The organism is Kitasatospora sp. NPDC096204 (genome assembly GCF_044763205.1).
In the GTDB taxonomy this organism is placed as follows: Bacteria; Actinomycetota; Actinomycetes; order Streptomycetales; family Streptomycetaceae; genus Kitasatospora.
In genome coordinates, this window is the sequence record NZ_JBIWFT010000024.1 from 14,209 (window position 1) to 36,668 (window position 22,460).

Here is a 22,460-nt window from a genome sequence, read left to right on the forward strand (position 1 = left end):
CGGGTCAGCTCCCCGATCCGTGCTGGTGCGGGTACCGGCCGGGGCCGTTGGGGTCGTTCGGGTCGTAGTAGGGCTCGGGCTGCTGCTGGCCGGGCACCCAGGGCTGCCCGTCCGGCTGCGGCTGGTGCCCCTGGTACCCGTGGGCGTCGTAGCCGTACGGCTGCTGCTCGGGCTGGTACGGCTGCTCGTAGCCCTGCTGCTGTTGCTGGTAGCCGTCGTACGTCTGCCCGCCGTACGGTGCGGCGACCGGCTGCTGGGCCGCGTACTGGTCGTAGCTGTACGGGTCGGCCTGCTGGTACGCCTGGTACGGGTCGCTGTACTGCTCGGCGTCCTGGACGGCGGCGGCCGCCTGGACGGCTCCGGTCAGCGGCTCGGCGGCCGGCTGGGCCGGGATCGCGCCCGGCCTGTCGTAGACCCCGGACTCCTCGGCACCGCCCTCGGTGCCCTCGCCGGCCTCGCCGCGCTCGGCCATCCGGCGGGCCCGGCGGCTGCCGGGCACGGGGGCCTGCGTCTGGGCGGCGGCCAGCGCGGCGGCGGCGACCACCTCCTCGGGCAGGTCGTCGTCCTTGTGGCTGCGGCGGCCGGGCAGGGCCAGCACCAGGATGGTGAGGCCGAGCAGCACCTGGGCCCAGATCCAGCCGGTGTGGGCGGCGCCGCCCTCCCGGGTGACGGTCAGCTTGCCGCCGGCGGCCGGGAGCTTGAAGCCCTGCGCCCAGCCGTCGACCGTGGTGGGCTCCAGCGCGGTGCCGTCCACGGTGGCCTTCCACTCCGGGGCGGCGGACTCGGCGAGCCGCAGCACCCGGCCGTCCGGGCCGGCCGGAACGGTGGTGGACAGGTCGCGGGCGCCGGACGGGACGACCACCGGGGTGGCGCCCGGGGCGGTGATCACCGCGCGGACCGCGGGGGTGCCGTTGACCTGCCAGAGCGCGGCGGCGCCGTCCTGGTTGGCCTTGACCAGGCCGGGGGTGGTGTCGAGGACGTCCTTGTAGACGTCGATCACCGGCTGCTGGACCAGCACGTAGGCGATGCCGTAACCGGCCAGGGCGCTCGCCTGGTCGGCGCCGGAGCCGGCCAGCAGGCTGCCGACCATCCGGTTCAGGCCGTCCTGGGTGCCGGTCGCCGGGTCGACGGTGGACTCGGCCTGGCCGAGCGTCAGACCGGCGCCGCGCAGCACGGTGTAGCGGACCGCGCCGCCGTTCTTGTCGCCGGTGACGACGAGGGTGCGGGCCCGGTCGGTGGTGCCGGCCTCCTCGGCGATGAAGGCGGGGACCTGGTCGGCCTGGCCGCGGTGCAGCGGACCGCCGGCGCCGGTCAGCGCCCACCACAGGCCGGTGCCGAGCGGGGCCAGGACGGCCGCGGCCACCACCAGGGCGGCCACCGGCTGGCGCCAGCCGAAGGCGATCCCGGCGACGCGGGTGTTGGCGCCGTCGGCGCCGATCGCGGCGGCGGCCAGCAGGGCGATCCCGGCGATCAGGGTGGCCGGTCCGGCCCAGGCGGGCACCGCCGGGCCACCGGAGGCCGGGGTGACGGAGGTGCCCGCCACCGCGACCGCGAAGACCAGGCCGGCGCCGGCCGCGCCCCAGGTCACGAGCACCGCGCGGCGGCGGTCGGCGCGCAGCAGCGCGGCCAGCGCGGCCAGCACGACACCCGCCGAGAGCCAGATCGGCGGCACTCCGGCGCCGCCCGGGTTGACCAGCAGCAGACCGGCCGCGCTCGCGCCGGTGCCGTGCAGGCCGGGCAGACCGGCCTCCAGCAGCAGCCACTGCGGGTGCGACAGCACCTTGAGCGACCACGGGGCCAGCACCGCGACGGGCACCGCCAGGATCACCAGGACGCGCAGGCCGAGCAGCCGCAGCGCCGAGCCGCCGGAGCCGAAGGCGCCGCCGCGCACCACCGCGACGACCAGCATCGCCAGGCAGAGCGGCACCGCGAGCGCCCACGTTATCGGGACGAACGCGGTGGCCAGGGTGAGCAGCAGGACGGTCATCCAGACCGGGCGCCAGCCCGGGCGGGCGCCCTTGGCGGCGCTCTCGTCACGGATGCCGAGGCCGGCCGCGATGGCCGCGGCGCGGGCCAGCGGCGGCAGCAGCACGGCGAGCACGGCGGTGCCGATCCGACCCTGGGCGAGCGCGCCGGTCGCGGCGGGCAGCAGCGCGTAGGTGGCGCTGGCCCAGGCACGGACCAGCTTGGAGTCCAGCAACGGCCGGGACACCAGGTAGGCGCTGACCGCGGACAGCGGGACGGCGAGCACCACGAGCAGGGTGAGCGCGAGGTCGGCGTGGTCGAACAGCAGCCAGGAGAGCACCGCGAGCACACCGAGGTACGGCGGTGCGGCGGCGGTGGAGCCGGTGCCGACCGGGTGCCAGGAGTCCGCGTACATCGACCAGAGGCCGCCGGCCCCGTCGGCCGCGGGCAGCAGGGCGCCGCCGAACAGCTCCCCGCCGGCGAGCAGGTCGCGGCAGGCGATCAGGGCGAACACCAGCAGGGCCGCGAACAGCACCGGCGCCGGGCGCCGGGCGAGCTTCTTGAGCAGCGTGAACTGCTCGACGACCAGGTCCTCGGCGTCCTCGTCGCCGCCGGCCTCGGCCGAGCCGTGCCGGCCGCCGGTGTCGTCGCCGCCCCCGATCCCGAGCGAGCCGATGACGCCCTCGACCGCCAGCCGGGTGGTGGCGCCGGGGGCCGGGAAGAGCGTGCGGTCGTCCAGGGCGTCCGCCGACCGGGACTTGGCGCGGTGCTTGCGCGCGGCCAACAGCCGTGGGAGGCGGACGAGTTCGTGGCCAAGGCCGGCGAGTTCGTCGAACGCCTGGCGCGGGTCCTTGCCGAGCAGGTTGGTGACGGCCCGCACCAGGGTGCCGAGCACCAGCCGCAGCAGGACGTAGGGGAAGAGCGCGCCCTTGCTGTTGGCGAGCAGGGTGTAGACGGCGCCGGCCTTGTCCACCCGGTGGGGGTGGGAGGGGCCGCAGTCGATCGCCCGGCGCTCGCGGGCGGCCGCCTCGGCGTGCCGCAGCACGGCGTCGGGGGCGACCACCACCCGGTGGCCGGCGGCGTTGACCCGCCAGCAGAAGTCGGTGTCGTCCCGCATCAGCGGGAGGGCCCGGTCGAAGCCGCCGAGTTCCTCGAAGACGTCCCGCCGCACCAGCATGCCGGCGCTGGAGACGGCGAGCACCGGGCGGACCTGGTCGTGCTGGCCCTGGTCCTGCTCGCGGCGGTCGAGGCCGGTCCAGCGGCGGCCGGAGCGGGCGATGGTGACGCCGACCTCCAGGAGCTGGCGGCGGTCGTACCAGCTGCGCAGCTTGGGGCCGACCACGGCGGCGCTGGGGGTGGAGTCGGCGACCTGGAGCAGTCGGCGCAGCGCGTCGGTCTGCGGCTCGCAGTCGTCGTGCAGCAGCCAGAGCCACTCGACCGGCCGGGTCTCGCGCGGGCCGCCGCGGCCGAGGTCGTCCTCCTGGGCGAGCGGGTCGCCGAAGTCGTCCCAGCCGCCGGTGACCGGGTCGTAGCCGGAGGGGTCGAGCCGGTACGGCAGGTCCTCCGGGCGCAGGGGCGCGCTGCCGGCCACGGCCTCGGCGACGGCGGTGCCGAAGCCGGCCCGGCGGCCGAGGACCAGCGGGCCGCTCTCGGGCAGCCAGTCGGCGAGGGTGTCCGCGAGCAGTTGCGGAGAGTTGTCGGTGGATCCGGTGTCGACCGCGAGGATCCGCTGGACCTGGCGGTCCTGACCGAGCAGGCCGGCCAGGGCCTGCGGGAGCCAGCGGGCGCCGTCGTGCGAGACGACCACGGCGGTGACCAGGTGGCGCGGGTAGGCGGGCGGCCGGGAAGCGGTGAAGCCGCTCTGGTGGCTGTAGACGGTCATCGAGTGCGCGGGCCCCAGTTCTCGGTGGACACAGCCGGTGAACGGCAACCGGATGGCGCACCACACTAACGGCTCCTGATGACCGCTTCGTCCGGGGTGTGCGTGCGGGGACGGTGAAAGGGGCCCCGGGAACGCGAAAGCGCCCCACCACCGCGGTGAGGCGCCCGTACAGCTGTGCGGTTGTCCGTCGTTGTCGAAGGGTCAGCGGGGCCGGGGCCGTCCGGTCAGACCGCGCTCTTCTTGAGCCGGCGGCGCTCGCGCTCGGAGAGACCGCCCCAGATGCCGAAGCGCTCGTCATTGGCGAGGGCGTACTCCAGGCACTCCGAGCGGACCTCGCAGGCGAGGCAGACCTTCTTCGCCTCGCGGGTCGAGCCGCCCTTCTCGGGGAAGAAGGACTCGGGGTCGGTCTGCGCGCACAACGCACGCTCCTGCCAGCCGAGTTCCTCCTCGTCCTCCGCGATGCCGTCCCCGATCAACAGCTCAAAGAGCTCGCTCATGTGGCGCGCCTCCTCTGCCCCTACTTGGCGTCCCCGTGGTTGCCGTTGCCTCCTGCGGCTGACGACACGAGTGAAATTACAGTTGCGTCACTCTGGCCCAGTCAAGCCGAGCTCTGGTATTGGGGCCGGGATTCACTCCCTGGCACCAAGCCGTTACGAATAGTGTACATATCCGGACACATCGGACCTTCCGTCTCAAGGTCCTCAACGGTGCCGAACCATCCGCAACCACTCGCCGGGTGACGCACGATCACCGCCACAAGGCCGGTCATCGGCCTGCCTTCCCGGCGATCTTCCCATCGAAACATAGAGAGTGATGAATCACCCCATCAGGGAAAGATCCGGACCTAACCCACTCGAATGCCGCATCATCGCGTTTGACACCGGCCCCGCGGATGCGGTGTCCTTGCTCCTATGTCAGAGTTCGCCAGCCCCCGGAGCGGTTCCACCCTCCGCCGTGCCGTGAACTTCTGTTGTCGCCTCTGCTCCTGCTGTATCTAGGCGCCCGCGTCCCACCGCGCGCCGCCCCCAGGAAGCACAGAGGCCGCCCGCGATTCCCGTCCCAGGACATCCCGGATCCGGCTGATCCCGACACACCGGCCGACCCCTCCGAGGACGACTCCCGTGCGCATGATCCGCATCCGCAGGCGGAACCGCGACCGCAACAAGCTCGCCCGCCGCAGCCCCGCCACCGTCCGCACCGGCACCCCCGCCGACGCCCGGACCCGCCAGTGGGCCGACGGCCTCAGCGACGTCTCCATCGCGGGCGACCCGCTCGCCTTCCCGCACCTGGCCCGCACCGACCTGCCGGCCCACCCCACCAGCGTCGCCGAGTACGCCCGGCTGGTGCGCGAGATCGCCGCCGACCGCGCCCGCTGGGAGCCGCTGGTCCGCTACGACGCGCTGACCCGCTGGTACGCCCGGCTGGAGACCGGCCCCGGCTACGAGGTCTGGCTGCTCAGCTGGCTGCCCGGCCAGTCCAGCGGCTTCCACGACCACGGCGAGTCCTCCGGCGTGATGAGCGTCGTCCGGGGCGAGCTGGTCGAGCGCTCCCTCACCCCGACGGGTGAGAAGACCCGGGAGCTGCGACCGGGCGGGCAGCGGGTGTTCTCCGCCGGGTACCTGCACGAGGTCGTCAACGGCGCGCTCGAACCCGCCGTCTCCATCCACCTCTACGCCCCGGGCCTGACCGAGATGAACCAGTACGGCGCCACCGCCGTCCCCGAGCAGCACCCGGAGCGGCAGGCGCAGGCCGGATCGCACTGATCCCGGCTGACGGAAAGTCCGACCGTGGCAGGATGAGCCCCATGCGCATCGTGGCACTGGCAGGCGGAATCGGCGGAGCGCGCTTCCTGCGCGGGCTCCGCGCGGCAGTCGGACCGCAGGACGAGATCACCGTCATCGGCAACACCGGCGACGACATCCACCTCTACGGCCTCAAGGTCTGCCCCGACCTCGACACCGTGATGTACACCCTCGGCGGCGGCATCAACGAGGAGCAGGGCTGGGGCCGGACCGACGAGACCTGGTCCATCAAGGCCGAGATGAAGGAGTACGGCGTCGGCCCCGAGTGGTTCGGGCTCGGCGACCGGGACTTCGCCACCCACCTCGTGCGCAGCCAGATGCTCACCGCCGGGTACAGCCTCAGCCAGGTCACCGAGGCGCTGTGCGTGCGCTGGAAGCCGGGCGTGCGGCTGCTGCCGATGAGCGACGACCGGGTCGAGACCCACGTGCGGATCACCGACGAGCAGGGCACCCGGGCGATCCACTTCCAGGAGTACTGGGTCAAGCTGCACGCCGCGGTGGACGCCGAGGCGATCGTCGCGGTCGGCGCGGACACCGCCAAGCCGGCGCCCGGTGTCCTGGAGGCGATCGCCGAGGCCGACGTCATCCTCTTCCCGCCGTCCAACCCGGTGGTCTCGATCGGCACCATCCTCGCGGTCCCCGGCATCCGGGAGGCCGTCGCCGCCGCGCCCGCCCCGGTGGTCGGACTCTCCCCGATCGTCGGCGGGGCGCCGGTGCGCGGCATGGCCGACAAGGTGCTCGCGGCCGTCGGCGTCGAGGCCACCGCCGAGGCCGTGGCGCTGAACTACGGCTCCGCCCTGATCGACGGGTGGCTGGTGGACACCGTGGACCAGGCCTCGGTGGCCGCCGTCGAGGCCGGCGGGATCGCCTGCCGGGCCGTCCCGCTGCTGATGACCGACGTCGAGGCCACCGCCGAGATGGCGCGCGCCGCGCTGGCCCTGGCGGAGCAGGTGCGCAAGTGACGCTGGAGATCCTCGGAGTCGACGGCATCCCGGAGGTCACGGCCGGAGCGGACCTGGGCGAGCTCATCGCCAAGGCGGGGACGTACCAGGACGGCGACATCCTGCTGGTCACCTCGAAGATCGTCAGCAAGGCCGAGGGCCGACTGCTGCACGCCGCCGACCGCGAGGCCGCGATCGACGCCGAGAGCGTCCGGCTGGTCGCCCGGCGCGGGCCGATCCGGATCGTGGAGAACCGCAACGGCTTCGTCATGGCCGCCGCCGGCGTCGACGCCTCCAACACCGCCCCCGGCACCGTACTGCTGCTGCCCGAGGACCCGGACGCCTCCGCGAGGGCGCTGCGGGCCCGGCTCCAGCAGCTCACCGGCCGCCGGCTCGCCGTCCTCGTCACCGACACCTTCGGACGGCCCTGGCGCGACGGGCTGACCGACGTCGCGATCGGCGCCGCCGGGCTCGGCGTCCTGGACGACCACCGGGGGCGCGTCGACGGCCACGGCAACACGCTGGAGTCGACCGTCGTCGCGACGGCCGACGAACTCGCCGCCGCCGCCGACCTGGTGAAGGGCAAGACGACCGGCGTCCCGGTGGCGGTCGTGCGCGGGCTCGGACACCTCGTCACCACCGAGGACGGCGAGGGCGTCCGGCCGCTGGTGCGGCCCTCCGCGGACGACATGTTCCGGCTCGGCACCTCCGAGGCGCTGCGCCAGGCCGTCACCCTGCGGCGCACCGTCCGCTCCTTCACGGCGGAGCCGGTCGACCCGGGCGCCGTCCGGCGGGCCGTCGCCGCCGCCGTCACCGCGCCCGCCCCGCACCACACCACGCCGTGGCGGTTCGTGCTGCTGGAGTCGGCGGACACCCGGGTGCGGCTGCTCGACGCGATGCTCGCCGCCTGGCAGCGCGACCTGCGCGAGCTCGACGGCTGGGACGAGGAGCGGATCGCCCGGCGCACCGCCCGCGGCGACGTCCTGCGCGACGCCCCGTACCTGGTGGTGCCCTGCCTGGTGACGGACGGCTCGCACGACTACCCCGACCGGCGCCGGGCCGCCGCCGAACGGGAGATGTTCACCGTCTCGGCCGGCGCCGCCGTGCAGAACCTGCTCGTCGCGCTCACCGGCGAGGGCTACGGCTCCGCCTGGGTCTCGTCCACGATGTTCTGCCGCGACACCGTACGAGCGGCCCTGGACCTCCCGGACGGCTGGGACCCGATGGGCGCCGTCGCCGTCGGCCGCCCCGCCGAACCCCCGAAGCCCCGCCCGGAGCGCGGCGCCGACGCCTTCATCGAGGTGCGGTAGTACGGCCGGTACGGAAGACCGGGCCCTCCCCGGCGAAAGCGGAAGCGGAAGCGGACCGGCTCAGCGGCGGCGGTGGTCGTTGGGGGCCAGCCGCGGACCGTAGCGGGGGGCCCGGGCACCGGCGGCCAGCAGGAGGCGGCAGAGCCGGTGGCGCTGGGGGCGGTAGGGCTCCAGCAGCGCGAGCATCTGGGCGTCGTCGCTGCGGGGGCGGCCGGCCAGGGCCCAGCCGACCAGGTTGGGCAGGTGGTAGTCCCCGACCGAGACCGCGTCCGGGTCGCCGTTGCTGCGCTGCAGCGTCTCGGCGGCCGTCCAGACCCCGATGCCGGGGACGGCGGTGAGACGGGCGAGGGCCTCCTCGTGGCCCATCGCCGAGGCCTCCTCCAGCCGGGGCGCCAGCCGGACCGCGCGGATGACCGTCGCGGATCGCTTCGCGTCCACGCCCGCCCGGTGCCACTCCCAGCTCGGCACCAGCGCCCACTCGCGGGCCGACGGCGCCACCCGCATGCCCTCGGCCGGGCCCGGCGCCGGGGTGCCGAAGTCCCGCAGCAGGGTGCGCCAGGCGCGGTAGGCCTCGTCGGTGGTGACCTTCTGCTCCAGGATCGCCGGTATCAGCGACTCCAGCACCAGCCCCGTCCTGGTCAGCCGGACCCCGGCGGTACGGCGCTGGGCGTCCCGCAGCGGACCGGGCGGCAGGACCAGCGACTCCGGGGCGTCCTCGGCGCCGAGCAGGGCGGGGACGCGGTCGAGGAGCCAGTCCGCGCCCGGCCCCCACGCGCTCGCCTCGACCTCGCCGGTGGCCGGACGCGGCAGGACCCGCAGGGTGCCGACGCCGGCCGGGGTGCGGGAGGCGCGCCAGACGGCGCCGTCGCCGGTGCTGCGGTACGCGGGGTCGGCGGGGCCTCGGCGCAGCGGGAGCAGGGTGCGGGCGACGTCCAGCGGGAAGTCGGGGCGCCAGCGCCGTACTGCCTCCACTGCCGTCGCCTCCCGTGTCGCCTCCGGATATGAACGATACGCGCGGGGGCGGACGGACCCGGAGGGGCGCCGGCCGGGCGCCGCGCGGCACGAAGGTCCCGCGCCCCGGGCGGGACGCGGGAGGAGGGGGGACGGGGAGAGCGGTAGGTCAGCGGGCCTGGAACCGGGCCCCGGCCGCGCGCAGGTCGGGCAGGCGGGCGTAGAGGGCGTCGCCGGGGCACGCGGTGGCGACGCCGTCGCGGTGGCCGGAGATGGCGTCGAACTCGACGACGGTGCCCAGGGGGTAGCGGCTGGCGCTGGAGCCGGAGGTGAGCTTGGTGCGGCCGTCGGTGGCGCGGCCGGTGAGGCCGAGCTTCCAGGCGGAGATGGCGGCGAGGCCGTCGAGGAGGGGCTGCGGCGGCTGGTCGTCGACGTAGGTGCCGATCGCGGCGACGCCGGAGGTGTCGGTGTTGAAGCCGAGGGTGTGGGCGCCGTGGACGGGCTGCTCGACGCCGCCGGCCCGGCCCTCGTAGACGGTGCCGCAGCGGTCGACCAGGAAGTTGTAGCCGATGTCCCGCCAGCCGTTGGTCTTCACGTGGTACTGGTAGATCGCCCGGATCACCCGGGGTGCGTCGGAGCAGTCGTAGGCGGTTGCGGTGTCGGTGTGGTGGATGAAGACCGCGCGGACCGGGCCGGTGTAGTCGAAGTCCTTCCCGCGCAGTGACTCGTCGGCGCCCCAGCCTGCCCGGGTGACGATCGCCGGGCGCGGGGCCTGGCCCGTGAGGAGCACGCCGGGCGGCCCGACGGAGGATCCCACGGGCGGCTCCGCGGGCAGTTCCGCGGGCGGCTCCGCCGGCAGGGTCCGTACGGCGGCGGAGGCGGCGCCGGGCCCCGGGTCGACCAGGTCGACCCGCAGCCCGGGCGGCACTCCGGCGGGCCCGGGCCGGATCTCGACCGCGACGCCGTCGCTGTGGCCGGTCCAGAGCGGGGCGGTGGCGCCGTGCGACGCGTGGTCGGGGCCGTCCCCGGCGTCGGCGTCCAGCCGGTGCCAGTCGCTCCAGCGGCCGGTGGCCGCGTCCCGGGTGCGGACCCGGGCCACCGCGCCGGCGAACGCGTCCGCCGGGCCGTCCCAGCCGAGGCCGAGGAGTTCGAACGGCCGGGTGCCGCGCGGGGCGAGTCCGGCCCCGGCGGGCAGCGGGAGCGTGGTGGTCGAGCCGCCGCCGGCGAAGTCGTGGCGTTGCGGGGCGGGCGAGGAGGGCGAGGGGGCCGCCGTGGCGGCGGGTTGGAGGAGCAGGGCGGCGGTGCAGCCGGCGAGCACGGCGGCCGGGAGTGAAAGGCGCATGAAACGGATCGTCGCCGCAAAACGGACCGCCCGCCACGCCGCTCCGCGCCCGTTCGGCCGCCCCTCCCGGCCTCCCACCCGAAGGCCGTAGGCTGGGGCGCACCATGACTGCGCCTTTCGCTGCCGATGCCCGCACCCCCGTCGAGCTGCTGCACGCATTCCTGCGCGGCGGCACCCCTTCGGTCGATCCCGCGGCCCCGCTGGTCACCTTCTACGACGACGCCACCGGCGAGCGGGTGGAGCTGTCCGCCCGCACCTTCGACAACTGGGTCGCCAAGACCGCCAACCTGCTCCAGGACGAGCTGAACGCCGGTCCCGGCGACCGGGCGGCGCTGCTGCTGCCCGCCCACTGGCAGAGCGCCGTGTGGCTGCTGGCCTGCTGGTCCGTCGGGGTGACGGCGGTTCCGGGCGGCGACCCCGCCGCCGCCGATCTGGTGGTCAGCGGCCCGGACGGGCTGGAAGCCGCCCACGCCTGCGAGGGCGAGCGGGTCGCGCTCGCGCTGCGCCCGCTCGGCGGCCGCTTCCCGCAGCGTCCGGACGGCTTCCTCGACTACGCCGCCGAGGTGCCGGGCCAGGGCGACCGCTTCGCGCCGTACTCCCCCGTCGCCCCGGAAGGGCCGGCCCTGGAGACCGCGGTGGACGGGCTGCCGCTGAAGCTGACGGGCGAGCAGACCGTGGCACTGGCCCGGGAGGGCGCGGTCCGGCTCGGCCTGAAGCCCGGCGACCGGGTCCTGTCCACCCTGTCCTTCGACGACTGGGCCGGTCTGGAGGCCGGCCTGCTGGCGCCGCTGGCGGCCGGCGCCTCGGTGGTGCTGTGCCGCAACTCGCAGGGGCTGGACGCCGGACAGTGGGAGAAGCGGACGGAATCCGAACGGGTGACACTGCGCCTCGGCTAACCCCCGGGCCGGGCCTGGCGGGTAGGGATCGCTGCCATGGCCGAGGACGACACCGAGCACCCCCCGACCGCTGCTCCCCCGACGAACGGCCCCGCGCAGGACGGCCAGTCGACGGACACCCCTCCGGACGGAACGAAACGCCCGCGCAAGCGCCGGCGGTGGCTGATGATCACCGCCGGCGCCGTCGCGTTCCTGCTGGTCGCCACCGGGGCGCTGCTCTGGATCGCCTACCGCAAGCTGGACGGCAACATCCGCACCGACTCGGCCACCGACCGGCTGCTCGCCAAGCTGGAGGCCGAACGGCCGAGCCGCACCGCCGGGGCGCCGGGCGCCGAGAACATCCTGCTGATCGGCAGCGACGACCGCTCCGGCGCGAACGGCTCGTACGGCGGCGAGACCGGCAGCCAGCGCTCGGACACCACGATCCTGCTGCACCTGGCCGCCGACCGGAAGCACGCGACGGCGGTCTCCGTCCCGCGCGACGTCATGGTCGGCGTACCCGCCTGCGAGATGCCGGACGGCACCCGCAGCAAGCCGGCGCTGATGCAGTTCAACCAGGCCTTCGAGACGGGCGGTCCGGCCTGTTCGATCCGGACAGTCGAGCAGCTGAGCGGCATCCGGATCGACCACTACGTGATCCTCGACTTCAGCGGCTTCAAGACGATGGTGGACTCGATCGGCGGGGTCGAGGTGTGCGTGCCGCAGCCGATCCACGACAAGGACGCCAGGCTCGACCTGCCCGCCGGCCGGCAGGTCCTGCACGGCGAGCAGGCGCTCGGCTACGTCCGGGTCCGGGAGAGCCTGGGCGACGGCAGCGACACCCAACGCATGGGCCGCCAGCAGCAGTTCCTGGCCTCGCTGATCCGCAAGGCGCAGTCGCAGGGCGTACTGCTGAACCCGGCGAAGCTGTGGCCGGTGCTGAACGCCGCCACCTCCTCCATCCGGGCGGACGGCGGGCTGTCCTCGCTCGGCGCGCTGTACGACCTCACCCAGGACCTGCGCGGCATCCCCTCGGCGGACGTGGTCTTCCTGACCGCGCCGCGCCGCCCGTACCGCTACGACTCGGACCGGGACGAGTTCGTGCAGCCGCAGACCGGCCAGCTGTTCGCGGCGCTGCGGGACGACCGGCAGGTCGCCGTGCGGCCGCCCGCCTCCGCGTCCTCGCCGGGCCCGGTCGCCGGGACGGGCCCCACCCGGGCGCCGGGCCAGGGGACGGGAGCCGGGACGAACCCGACGGCCGACGCGGCGGCGCTGGCCGACACGTCACCCTCCGCGAGCGCCACACCCACCTTCGAGGGACGCACCGCCGACGTGGACGCCTGCGCCCCGCACTGAGCCCGGCGCCCGGGACCGGCCCGCCCGTCGACCCGGACGCTTCCGCAATTGCTCGGCCGCGAGCGGTATTTGGCTCCGCACTGCCGGAAGGTGGCGGAGATCACACCGGGAACGACTCCCCCGTTCGGCTCGTCTAGTGTGTCCGGATCGGCCCGTCCGCGCGGGCGGTCCGTAACCGTGACCGGTCGAACGTAGGGAACCCCTTGCACGAGGAGCAACCGGAAGCCGGACGGTACCGGGTGGAGCCGCCCCCCGGCGTCCCCCGGCAGCGCCGCCGGGCCACCGAGGCACCGACCGCACCGGCCCCACCGACCGCACCGGCCGCGGAGGGCCGCCGGGACAGCCGGCGGCGGGCGGCCGCGCTCGCCAAGCGCAGCCGGCGCCGACGGGCACTCAAGTGGACGGCCGGGGCGGGCGCCCTGGTGATGGTCGCGGGCTGCGGCGGGGCGTACTACCTGTACCGGCACTTCAACGACAACCTGACCTCGGTCAAGGTCCAGCTGGGCGACGAGTCCGAGCGCCCGGCGGCCGCCGGGGACGCGCTGAACGTCCTGGTGATCGGCACGGACAGCCGGGAGGGCCTCGGCCGGGAGTACGGTGACGAGGGCAGCACCGGGCACGCCGACACCACGCTGCTGTTCCACATCGCCAAGGACCGCTCCAACGCGACGGTGGTCAGCCTCCCGCGCGACCTGATGGTGCCGCTCCCGGAGTGCCAGAACGCCCAGGGGAAGAGGATCCCGGGCTCGACCCGGAGCGAGTTCAACAACAGCCTCGGCCAGGAGGGGCGCGACGCGGGCTGCACCTGGAAGACCGTCGAGAAGATCACCGGCGTCCGGGTCGACCACTTCGTGCAGGTCAACTTCGAGGCGGTGAAGACCCTCTCCACCGCCGTCGGCGGGGTCGAGGTCTGCGCGGCCAAGGACATCAACGACTCCGGCTCCCACCTCAGGATGACCAAGGGCCGGCACGTGGTCCAGGGCGACGAGGCGCTGGCCTTCGTCCGCACCCGGCACGCGGTCGGCCAGGGCGGCGACCTCACCCGGATCCCGCTCCAGCAGCAGTTCATCAGCTCGATGATCCGCAAGATCAAGAGCGACGACACCCTGACCAGCCCGAGCAAGCTCTACAAGCTCGCGGACGCCGCCACCAAGGCGCTCACCGTGGACTCCGGCATCGGCAGCGTGGACAAGCTCAAGGACCTCGCGCTGGACATCAGCAAGGTCGACACCAAGAACATCACCTTCACCACCGCGCCCGTCCTGGACGACCCCAAGGACAGCGACCGGGTGATCCTCAAGCAGCCGGACGCCGGGCAGCTGTTCGCGATGATCGCGGGCGACCGCTCGCTGACCGAGACCGCCGCGCCGCCCGCCCCCGAGGCCCCGGCCACCGACGCCGCGTCACCCGCGGCGCAGGCCCCGGCCGCCACCGCGCCGGCCACCACGCAGGCCGCCGCCCCGGCCCTCCCCGCCAAGCTCGTCCAGCTGACGGTGCGCAACGGCAGCGGCACGCGCGGGCAGTCCGGGCCGACCGTGGAGAAGCTCCGGGCGAAGGGCTACGACAAGGCCGCGGTGGGCAGCGACGCACCGCCCGCCGACACCACGACGGTGTCCTACCCGTCCGGCCGGGAGGCCGAGGCCCAGGCCCTCGCCGCGGCCCTCGGCCTGCCCGGCGACGCCGTCCGGCCGGCCGAGAAGTCGGACCCGAAGGGCGGGCTGCTGCTGGTGCTCGGCAAGGACGTGCTGGCCGCCCCGACCGGCCCGGCGGCGGTGCCCACCGAGGCGCCCGAGGACCTCCAGCGGGTGCAGGCGGACGACACCGACGCCTGCGCCAAGTAGCCACCGGGGTACGGGGGTTCCGTGTTGCTCCCGGTGCCGCCCGGCGGCCTGGGGGAACTGCCGCTCCGCGGTCCGGCGCACCGCCGGCCGCGAGGGCCCGCCCGTCGAGGTCCGCGCCCGGCTCGATCCCGGGCCCGGCCGACCCGCCCTCGACCGCCGGCCCGCGCACCGGCGGCAGCGGGGCCGACGACGGTCACGAGCGGTGGCGAAACGAATCAGCGGGTGTGCGGGGCGGCGATGTGCGGGGCGGCGGTGTGCGGGGCGGCGGTGTGCGGGGCGGCGGTGTGCGGGTCAGCCGGCCTTCGAGAGCACGTCCTTGGCGGACGGGCCGACGCTGGCGATCACTCTCCGGGCCAGCGAGCGCGGCGAGGTCAGGAAGCCGAAGCCCCAGCTGAGGTGCATGGTCGCGAGGGCCACCGGCAGCAGCGCCTTGGCCTTGAACGACAGGCCGCGGCCCTCGACCGCGGAACCGCCGAGGATGCCCAGCAGGTACGCGCCGGGCACCGCGAGGAAGGCCGGGTGGACGGCGGCGCCGAGCACCAGCCCGAGGACGACCGCGGCCAGCGCGGCCGGCGGGGCGAGGTAGCGCATGTTGACCGAGCCGCGGTGGTAGCGGGTGACCACCCGGCGCCAGCGGCCGTAGTCCTTGTACTGCTTGGCCAGCGCCCGCACGGAGGGGCGGGGCCGGTACGTCACCTTGAGCTGCGGGGTGAACCAGACCAGTCCGCCGTCCTGGCGGATCCGGTAGTTCAGCTCCCAGTCCTGGGCGCGGATGAACTCCTCGTTGTAGCCGCCGAGCTTCTCCAGCACCTCGCGCCGGAACACCCCGAGGTAGACGGTGTCCGCCGGGCCGGCCAGGCCGCCGGTGTGGAAGGCCGCGTTCCCGACACCGATCTTGGAGGTCATCGCGGCGGCGACCGCGTGCTCCCACTCGGTCTCGCCCTCGGCGTGCATGATGCCGCCGACGTTGGCCGCGTCCATCTCGCCGAGCAGCCGGACCGCCGTGGTGATGTAGCCCGGCGTGAGCAGACCGTGACCGTCCACGCGCACGACTATCGGGTGCCGGGAGCCCCGGATCGCGGCGTTCAGCCCGGCCGGCGTCCGGCCGGTGGGGTTCGCCACCGTCCGCACCCGCGGGTCCTCCGCCGCCAGCTCGGCCGCGATCTCCGCGGTGCGGTCGGTGGAGGGCCCCAGGGCGATCACCACCTCCATCGGCCCGGGGTACTCCTGGTCCAGGATGCGGCGGACCGCCGTGCGCAGGTGACGTTCCTCGTTGAGCACCGGCATGATCACGGAAACAGCCGGCAGCTCCTCAGCAGCCTTGGTGTTCATCGGGGCCAACCGTACCGGTGCGGACACGTCCCCGTCTTGTCCCGGTCAGGGCCTTCCGGGACACCTCGCGGCACGACACCGGCGCTGTGATCAAGAACACCGTACTCCCCCTCGGAGGCGGGCCGGAAGCGGTGTGGATCCGGTGTCGGTCCGGGGCGGGTTCAGAGTGCGTAGTGGGCGACGGTGAACACCGCGTAACCGGTCAGCGCGAGCCGGTTGACCAGGTGCTGAGGGCCGCCGAGGCGGTCCGGCAGGGCCTGCGCCGGGCGCAGGTCGGGGCGGTGGGCGGCGGTGGCGACGGTCCTGGCCAGCGCCGCCGGGTCGTACCGGCCGCCGAAGAGCGCGGCCAGCCGGACCGTCGGGCGGTTGAAGAAGGAGAACTCCCGGCCGCCGCGCACCCGGATGGTGAGCAGGTCCCGGTGCACCGCCGCCGCGGTGATCTCCGCCCACCGGTAGCCGCGGGTGCGCAGCGCGGTGGCCACCCGCAGACCGTCGCGGTCGGCCACCAGCTGCCAGGAGAGCGCCTGGGCGCAGGAGAGGATCACCAGCGAGCCGATCCACAGCGGGCGCAGCAGCCCCTCCCACCAGCCGTCGTCGTCGAGCAGCACGACGGCGGCGGCGACCAGCAGCGCCGCCAGCGGCCCGGCCGCCGCCCGCAGCGGCAGCGGCATCTCCCAGCGGCGGGCGGCGAGTGGCTCGGTGTCCGGACCGGGCTCGGGGGCGGCGGCGACCGTCTCGGCGGTCAGCGCGGCGACGGCGAGCTCGCGCTCGCGGTAGCGCCCGGAGCGCCGGCCGAGGCGCGGGGCCCGGGCGGCGGGGGCGACCACGGCCGCCACCCAGTGCGGGTCGCCGTCCAGCAGGCCGGGGCGGACGAGGAGCTGGTGGTCGGGGCCGTCCGGGCCGACGTAGAGCACGGCGGGCACGCTGCGGCCGGCCCGGGCCAGCCACTCGGCGGCCTCGGCCGGGGTCGCCCGGTCGAACAGCTCCTCGCACTCCTCCTCGTCCTCGTCGTGGTCGAGCACCGGGTCGGGGTGGTCGGCCTCCTCGTCCTCGGTCGTCCGGTGTTCGGGCACCCAGGCCGGGGACTCGCCGTCCGGGGCGGCGTGGCGGGCCCAGCGGTAGCGGTCGCGTTCGACCAGGCGCCAGAGCCCGGGGCCGTCCGGCGGGCCGTCCAGCGGCAGCACCAGCAGGTCGCCGCGGGCGTCGGCGCGCACCCGTACGGCGAGCGCGGGGGCGGCGCCGACGAAGGCGGGCCTGCTCCGGCGGGCGCCCGCCGCGGCGGCCGAGCCGAGCAGCACCAGGCCGGGCAGGGCGATCAGGCCGCCGGCGGCGAGCTGGCCGGAGACCTCGTAGTCGTCGCCGAGGGCGCGCACCGACTCGTCGTTCACCAGCAGCGGGACGGGATCGCCGGAGCGGGGGCGGTGCTGCCACCAGACGTCCAGGTCGGCGGTGCGCTCGGGGCCGCCGCCGGGCGGCTGGAAGCGGACGGTGAGCACGCCGTCCCGGTCGCCGCCGTCCACGGTGCCGGTCACCCGGGTGGCCAGGTCGGCGGCGGCGGTCTCCCGGGCCTGCGCCCAGAGGCCGTACACCGGGAAGGCCGCGGCGACCACCAGCAGCAGGACGCCGAGGGCGCGGCGCAGCACGGGCGGGCCGTCCGGGTGGACGGGCGAGGGCGCGCCCGCGGCCGTCCAGGGGTAGGGGACGGGCGGGGCCATCAGCTCGTCCAGCTGCTGGCGGGCGCGGCGGCGGCCGGCCTCGGCGCCGAGCAGGACGGCGGCGAGCAGCACGTGGACCAGCACCGCCGACCAGCGGGCGAGCGGGGTGACCAGGCCCTCCGGGAGGTACCAGAGCAGGGCCAGGACGACCGGCGGGACGAGCGCCCGGATCCTGGCCCTGGTGGCCAGCAGGACGATCTCGGCCAGCGCCGACCAGGCGGCCAGCCCCGAGCCCCAGCTGTCCCGGCAGATGTTCTGGGCGTTGCACCGGCCCACGTCCGGTTCCACCACGCTCGCCAGGATCACGAACCCGAGCGGCACCAGCGCGAGCCAGCGGCCGTCCAGCCGCCAGGCGGTCCGGGCGGCTCGCCAGCGGGCGGCGGCCGCGCCGGTGAGGGGCGCGGCGCTGGGGAGGGGCGGGGCGTCCGAGGGGAACATCGGACGATCATCTCAGCACTGCGGAGAGCGGACGCAGCTCGGGCGGAGCCGCCCCGCGGGGGCGGGGAACGGGGGCGGGAGACGGCACCGGGGCCGGGTGCTGTCGCGCACCCGGCCCCGGTCCCCCGTGCCCCCGTTTCCCCCGTGGGCTCCCCCGTGCCCCCGTTTCCCCCGTGGGCTCCCCCGTGCCCCCGTTTCCCCCGTGGGCCGCCCCGTCCTCCGTTCCCCCGTGGGCCGCCCCGTTTCCCCCGTGCTCCGGGCCCGGCGCCCCGGCGCCGGGTCAGTCCGTCGCGATGGCCGCGAGGACGTTCATCCGTCCGGCCCGGAAGGCCGGGACGAGGGCGGCGAACAGGCCGATCAGCACCGAGGCGACCAGCGTGACCGCCACCGTGACGGTCGGGACGGAGAGCGTCCCGAGGCCCTGGTCCCGCAGCACCCGCTGGGCGGTGACGCCCCAGGCCAGGCCCAGCCCGGTGCCGAGGACCGCGCCGAACACCGCGATCACCACGGACTCCAGCCGGATCATCCGGCGCAGCTGGCGGCGGGAGAGCCCGATCGCCCGCAGCAGGCCGATCTCGCGGGTCCGCTCGACCACCGACAGCGCCAGGGTGTTGACCACGCCGAGCACCGCGACCGTGATGGACAGCGCGACCAGCCCGTAGATCAGGTACAGCAGGGTGTTGATCTGGGACTGGGCGAGCTCCTTGTAGCCGGCCCGGTCCTTGATGGTCAGCTGCGGGTACTCCTTGAGCCCGTCCTCCAGCGCGGTGAGCGTCCTCTCGACGTCGGCGCCGGAGGAGGCCTTGGCGAAGAAGGTCCACACCGGCGGCTGCTCGGCGGCCGGGACGGCCTTCTCCATGGTGTCCATGGCCACGAAGGAGCCGTCGCCGAACAGTTCGCCCTTGCCGAGGACCGCGCCGACCGGCAGCGCCTGGGTGCGGCCCTGGCCGTAGTCGACGGTGACCTGGTCGCCGACCTTCAGGCCGTGGTCCTTGGCGAAGGCGGCGCCGATCGCCAGCGAGCCGCGCTGGAGCGAGTCCACCGCGCCGGAGTCGACGGTCGGCCGGAAGTCGGTGCCGAAGAAGGCCGGCGGCACGGCGCTGAGGTGGGTCTTCGCCTGCTGCCCGTCCGACAGCCGGACCTTCGCGGAGAAGAAGGACCGCTGGATGGTGATGTGGTCGATGCCCTGGGTCCGCTTGACCGCGTCCATCATCTCGGGGGTGATCGCGGTGCGGCCGCCGGAGACGATGTAGTCCGCGCCCACCGACTTGTCGATCTGCGCGCTGGTCGAGGTGACGGCCGAGGAGCTGAACACCGCGGAGGCGATCACCAGCGCCAGGCCGATCATCAGCGCGGCGGCGGTGGCGCCGGTGCGGCGCGGGTTGCGCATCGCGTTGCGCTGGGCGAGCCTGCCGGACGGGCCGAACAGCGCCGGCAGCAGCGCGCCGAGCACCCGGACGACGGCCGAGGCCAGCAGCGGGCCGAGCACCACGAAGCCGACCAGGGTGAGCACCACGCCGAGGCCCAGGTACCGGCCGCCGGTGGCGGCCTTCTCCACCCCCGCGCCGAGCACCAGCACCGCGCCGCCGCCCGCCGTCAGCAGCAGGCCGAGGACGGTGCGGACCAGGTTGCCCCGGGACTCGGCCGGGGTGCCGTGGTCGCGCAGCGCGGCCATCGGCGAGATCCGGCTCGCCCGGCGGGCCGGGAGCCAGGCCGCGGCCAGGGTGACCACGATGCCCAGCGCGTACCCCGCGACGAACACGTCCGGCCCGATCCGCAGGTCGGCCGCCTCGAGGTCCATGCCGACCGCGGTCATCAGCTTGATCAGGCCGACCGCCACGCCCAGGCCGGCCGCGACCCCGAGGGTCGAGCCGAGCACGCCCAGGATCAGCGCCTCGACCAGCACCGAGCGGTTGACCTGCCGCCGGCTGCCGCCGATGGCGCGCAGCAGGCCGATCTCCCGGGTGCGCTGGGCGACCAGCATCGAGAAGGTGTTGACGATCAGGAAGGCGCCGACGATCGCCGAGACGAAGGCGAAGCCGAGCATCGCGTACTTCATGAAGCCGAGGCCCTTGCCGACCTGCTCGCTGCGGTCGGCCTTCTGCTCGGCCGCCGTCTTCACCTGGTAGCCGGTGCCGAGCCCGGCCAGCGCGTCCGCCTTGAGCCGGTCGTCGCCGCGGCTGCCGTCGCCGTACGCCTCGACGGTGGTGAAGGCCTGCTCGCCGAGCAGCGTGCGCTGGGCGGTGGGGGTGTCCAGGAAACCGAGCGCCGCGCCCGGGTTGGTGGTGGTGAAGGTGGCGATGCCGACGATGGTGAAGTCCTGCCGGCCGATCGGGTTCTCGACCCTGAGCGCCGCGCCGAGGCCGAGCTTGGCCTTCTTCGCGGTGTCCGCGTCCAGCACCAGCTCGGTCGGGCCGCTCGGGGTGCGGCCCGAGGTGATCTTCACCGGGTTGCTCGGGGTGTCGATCCAGTTGCCGAGCAGGGTGGGCGCGCCGGTGGTCGGGCCGACCAGCTTGTTGGTGGCCGGGTCGATCAGCACGGCGTTCTCGACCAGGACCTGGCCGACCGCGCGCTTCACCCCTGGCAGCCCGGCGACCCGCTGTTCCAGCGCGACCGGGACGGTCGGCGGCTTGACGGCGGCCTGCTGCATCTCGTCGTCGGAGGGCTTGGGCGGCTGGACCGAGAGGTCGGAGGCGGTCGCGGCGAAGAGCTTGTCGAAGGTGCCGGTGGCCGTGTTGGAGAAGACCAGGGTGCCGGAGACGAAGGCCACCGACAGCACGACGGCGATGAGCGAGAGCGCCATCCGGCCCTTGTGGGCGAAGAAGCTCCGCAGTGAGGTCTTGAGCAGCATGTTGGTGTCGCCCCGCCGCTCAGCTGGTGCGCTTGCCGTCGAAACGGCGCATGCGCTCGAGGACGGAGTCGGCGGTGGGCGCGTACATCTCGTCCACGATCACGCCGTCGGCGAGGAAGAGCACGCGGTCCGCGTAGCCGGCGGCGACCGGGTCGTGGGTGACCATCACGATGGTCTGGCCCAGCTCGTCCACCGAGCGGCGCAGGAAGGTCAGCACCTCGGCGCCGGAGCGGGAGTCCAGGTTCCCGGTGGGCTCGTCGCCGAAGATGATCTCGGGGCGGGCGGCCAGCGCCCGGGCCACCGCGACGCGCTGCTGCTGGCCGCCGGAGAGCTGGGTCGGGCGGTGCTTGAGCCGGCCGGACAGACCGACCGTCTCCACCACCTGGTCCAGCCAGGCCCGGTCGGGTCTGCGCCCGGCGATGTCCATCGGGAGCGTGATGTTCTCCAGCGCGTTCAGGGTCGGGAGCAGGTTGAACGCCTGGAAGATGAAGCCGATCTTGTCGCGCCGGAGCCTGGTGAGCTGCTTGTCCTTGAGGCCGGTGATCTCGGTGTCGCCGATCCAGATCCGCCCGGCGCTGACCGTGTCCAGGCCCGCCAGGCAGTGCATCAGGGTGGACTTGCCGGAGCCCGAGGGGCCCATGATCGCGGTGAACCGGCCGCGCTGGATGTCGACGTCGACCGCGTCGAGCGCGGTCACCCTGGTCTCGCCCGAGCCGTACGCCTTGGTGACCTGACGGGCCGACGCGGCGACGTCGGACGCTCCGCCGGGAAGCTGGGGGTCGTACACGGCTGCTGGTGCCGTCGTCACTGGAGTCTCCTCAGAAGATGCGCTCACCCGTTGGCCCCCAGCCTCGCGGGCCCGCCCGCCGCGCGACATGGCGCAGGCGGTAGTCCTCGACCGGGAGTTGGCACCACCCTCCCGGTGGAGCTGGCCACCGGACCCGGCATGACCGGGCCGCTTCCTGGCGGGCGGGGATGTGAGAACCACGTTAGGAGCCGGCGGCGGACGGCTCGTCATCCGCCGGAATGACCCCTCTCAACCAAGGTTCTACGGGCCCCGGAGCGCATCCCCCTAGGGGTCGCCGCGGCCCGTCTCGGGGACGCCCCGTACGGGCCGCGGCGACGGGGCGTCAGCCCGCCAGCGCGGGTGCGGCCAGCCGCTCCAGGGCCGCGGCGAAGCCCGCCACGACCGGGGCCAGCAGCGCCTCGGTCTCGCGCTCCACCAGGGTCGTGCCGTCCTCCCGGGCGGTGATGTGGCGGTCGAGCACGAACCAGCCCTGGGTGATGTGGTCGGCGCCCATCGAGCTGAGCACCGGGCGCAGCGCGTAGTCCACCGCGAGGACGTGCGCGGGCGAGCCGCCGGTGGCGAGCGGCAGGACGGCCTTGCCGGCCAGCGCGTACTGCGGGAGCACGTCCAGCAGGGCCTTCAGCAGGCCCGAGTAGGCGGCCTTGTAGACGGGGGTGCCGATGACGACGCCGTCGGCGCGGGCGAACAGCTCGGTGACGGCGACGATGTCGGGGTGGTCGAAGTCTCCGGACAGCAGCGCGTGCGCGGGCAGGCTGCGGGCCTCGAAGGGGACGACCCGGTGGCCGCGCTCCGCCAGCCGCGCGTCGACGTGGCGCAGCAGGCGGGTGGTGCGGGAGGTGGCGGACGGGGAGCCGGAAACGGACAGGACGACGGCCATGGGTTCACCTCTGGCTGGAAGCGGGGCGGCGCGGTGCGGCAGGGCGTGGTGCGGTGGGGACCGCGCTGCGGCGGGGCCGGGACCGGGAGAAGCGGTGCCGGGGCGGCACCGGGGCCGCTACGTCGGCGGACCTGCGGGGGACGCGGACGTGCGGGCAACGCGGGCGCGCGGGGT

General features: G+C 75.0%; 15 protein-coding genes. 6 read left to right on the forward strand and 9 right to left on the reverse strand.

Annotated elements, in window-relative coordinates:
- Positions 1 to 4: 4 nt before the first annotated feature.
- Together ACIQ87_RS24760 and ACIQ87_RS24765 are read right to left on the reverse strand one after the other, a co-directional pair.
- Positions 5 to 3,847: a glycosyltransferase family 2 protein gene (locus ACIQ87_RS24760; RefSeq protein ID WP_402410175.1), complete on the reverse strand. Its 3,843-nt coding sequence runs from the start codon at positions 3,845 to 3,847 to the stop codon at positions 5 to 7.
- 224 nt (positions 3,848 to 4,071) lie between these two features.
- Positions 4,072 to 4,344, reverse strand: coding sequence for a WhiB family transcriptional regulator (locus ACIQ87_RS24765; protein ID WP_030062195.1), 273 nt, complete (start codon positions 4,342 to 4,344; stop codon positions 4,072 to 4,074).
- Positions 4,345 to 4,968: 624 nt separating this feature from the next.
- Here ACIQ87_RS24765 and ACIQ87_RS24770 point away from each other — a divergent pair.
- Genes ACIQ87_RS24770 through ACIQ87_RS24780 form a run of 3 tightly spaced genes read left to right on the forward strand, consistent with a single transcriptional unit; the run spans position 4,969 to position 7,900 of the window.
- Positions 4,969 to 5,610 (forward strand): cysteine dioxygenase, encoded by a 642-nt coding sequence (locus tag ACIQ87_RS24770; protein ID WP_402410177.1) that lies wholly within the window; start codon positions 4,969 to 4,971, stop codon positions 5,608 to 5,610.
- Positions 5,611 to 5,651: 41 nt separating this feature from the next.
- Entirely contained in the window at positions 5,652 to 6,611 is a 960-nt protein-coding gene (gene cofD / locus ACIQ87_RS24775) for a 2-phospho-L-lactate transferase (RefSeq protein WP_392884452.1), read from the forward strand.
- Positions 6,608 to 7,900, forward strand: a complete 1,293-nt coding sequence (locus ACIQ87_RS24780) for a coenzyme F420-0:L-glutamate ligase (RefSeq protein WP_402410179.1) — start codon at positions 6,608 to 6,610, stop codon at positions 7,898 to 7,900. Before cofD ends, ACIQ87_RS24780 begins: the two co-directional genes overlap by 4 nt.
- Before the next feature lie 60 nt (positions 7,901 to 7,960).
- On the opposite strand, the gene ACIQ87_RS24785 is transcribed toward ACIQ87_RS24780, so the two are convergent.
- On the reverse strand, positions 7,961 to 8,872 hold the full coding sequence (locus ACIQ87_RS24785) for a DNA-3-methyladenine glycosylase family protein (protein WP_402410181.1): 912 nt from the start codon (positions 8,870 to 8,872) through the stop codon (positions 7,961 to 7,963).
- Between the two features lie 148 nt (positions 8,873 to 9,020).
- Positions 9,021 to 10,193, reverse strand: coding sequence for a peptidoglycan recognition protein (locus ACIQ87_RS24790; protein WP_402410183.1), 1,173 nt, complete (start codon positions 10,191 to 10,193; stop codon positions 9,021 to 9,023).
- A gap of 104 nt (positions 10,194 to 10,297) precedes the next feature.
- Between ACIQ87_RS24790 and ACIQ87_RS24795 the strand changes: the two genes are divergently transcribed.
- From ACIQ87_RS24795 to ACIQ87_RS24805, 3 genes are all read left to right on the forward strand, one after another.
- Positions 10,298 to 11,089 carry a TIGR03089 family protein gene (locus ACIQ87_RS24795; protein ID WP_402410185.1) on the forward strand — a complete coding sequence of 264 codons (792 nt, stop codon included), beginning with the start codon at positions 10,298 to 10,300 and terminating at the stop codon, positions 11,087 to 11,089.
- A gap of 36 nt (positions 11,090 to 11,125) precedes the next feature.
- Entirely contained in the window at positions 11,126 to 12,424 is a 1,299-nt protein-coding gene (locus ACIQ87_RS24800) for an LCP family protein (RefSeq protein WP_402410187.1), read from the forward strand.
- A 203-nt stretch (positions 12,425 to 12,627) separates the two neighbouring features.
- Positions 12,628 to 14,265, forward strand: a complete 1,638-nt coding sequence (locus tag ACIQ87_RS24805) for an LCP family protein (RefSeq protein ID WP_402410189.1) — start codon at positions 12,628 to 12,630, stop codon at positions 14,263 to 14,265.
- Positions 14,266 to 14,556: 291 nt separating this feature from the next.
- Here the strand turns inward: ACIQ87_RS24805 and ACIQ87_RS24810 are convergent, their stop codons facing one another.
- From ACIQ87_RS24810 to ssuE, 5 genes are all read right to left on the reverse strand, one after another.
- Positions 14,557 to 15,597 (reverse strand): glycosyltransferase family 2 protein, encoded by a 1,041-nt coding sequence (locus ACIQ87_RS24810; RefSeq protein WP_402410191.1) that lies wholly within the window; start codon positions 15,595 to 15,597, stop codon positions 14,557 to 14,559.
- A 161-nt stretch (positions 15,598 to 15,758) separates the two neighbouring features.
- Positions 15,759 to 17,750 (reverse strand): hypothetical protein, encoded by a 1,992-nt coding sequence (locus tag ACIQ87_RS24815; RefSeq protein ID WP_402410193.1) that lies wholly within the window; start codon positions 17,748 to 17,750, stop codon positions 15,759 to 15,761.
- A gap of 280 nt (positions 17,751 to 18,030) precedes the next feature.
- Positions 18,031 to 20,601: an ABC transporter permease gene (locus tag ACIQ87_RS24820; protein WP_402410195.1), complete on the reverse strand. Its 2,571-nt coding sequence runs from the start codon at positions 20,599 to 20,601 to the stop codon at positions 18,031 to 18,033.
- A gap of 19 nt (positions 20,602 to 20,620) precedes the next feature.
- Positions 20,621 to 21,409, reverse strand: coding sequence for an ABC transporter ATP-binding protein (locus ACIQ87_RS24825; protein ID WP_402410197.1), 789 nt, complete (start codon positions 21,407 to 21,409; stop codon positions 20,621 to 20,623).
- 322 nt (positions 21,410 to 21,731) lie between these two features.
- Positions 21,732 to 22,286 (reverse strand): NADPH-dependent FMN reductase, encoded by a 555-nt coding sequence (gene ssuE / locus ACIQ87_RS24830; protein ID WP_402410199.1) that lies wholly within the window; start codon positions 22,284 to 22,286, stop codon positions 21,732 to 21,734.
- Positions 22,287 to 22,460 lie beyond the last annotated feature (174 nt).

What these genes read in the sequence shown, in the direction of transcription:
- ACIQ87_RS24790 (WP_402410183.1), bottom strand. Translation starts at nt 10,193, where the DNA reads ATGCGCCTTTCACTCCCGGCCGCCGTGCTCGCCGGCTGCACCGCCGCC.
- cofD (WP_392884452.1), top strand. Translation starts at nt 5,652, where the DNA reads ATGCGCATCGTGGCACTGGCAGGCGGAATCGGCGGAGCGCGCTTCCTG.
- ACIQ87_RS24815 (WP_402410193.1), bottom strand. Translation starts at nt 17,750, where the DNA reads ATGTTCCCCTCGGACGCCCCGCCCCTCCCCAGCGCCGCGCCCCTCACC.
- ACIQ87_RS24820 (WP_402410195.1), bottom strand. Translation starts at nt 20,601, where the DNA reads ATGCTGCTCAAGACCTCACTGCGGAGCTTCTTCGCCCACAAGGGCCGG.
- ACIQ87_RS24765 (WP_030062195.1), bottom strand. Translation starts at nt 4,344, where the DNA reads ATGAGCGAGCTCTTTGAGCTGTTGATCGGGGACGGCATCGCGGAGGAC.
- ACIQ87_RS24800 (WP_402410187.1), top strand. Translation starts at nt 11,126, where the DNA reads ATGGCCGAGGACGACACCGAGCACCCCCCGACCGCTGCTCCCCCGACG.
- ACIQ87_RS24810 (WP_402410191.1), bottom strand. Translation starts at nt 15,597, where the DNA reads ATGAACACCAAGGCTGCTGAGGAGCTGCCGGCTGTTTCCGTGATCATG.
- ACIQ87_RS24760 (WP_402410175.1), bottom strand. Translation starts at nt 3,847, where the DNA reads ATGACCGTCTACAGCCACCAGAGCGGCTTCACCGCTTCCCGGCCGCCC.
- ssuE (WP_402410199.1), bottom strand. Translation starts at nt 22,286, where the DNA reads ATGGCCGTCGTCCTGTCCGTTTCCGGCTCCCCGTCCGCCACCTCCCGC.
- ACIQ87_RS24795 (WP_402410185.1), top strand. Translation starts at nt 10,298, where the DNA reads ATGACTGCGCCTTTCGCTGCCGATGCCCGCACCCCCGTCGAGCTGCTG.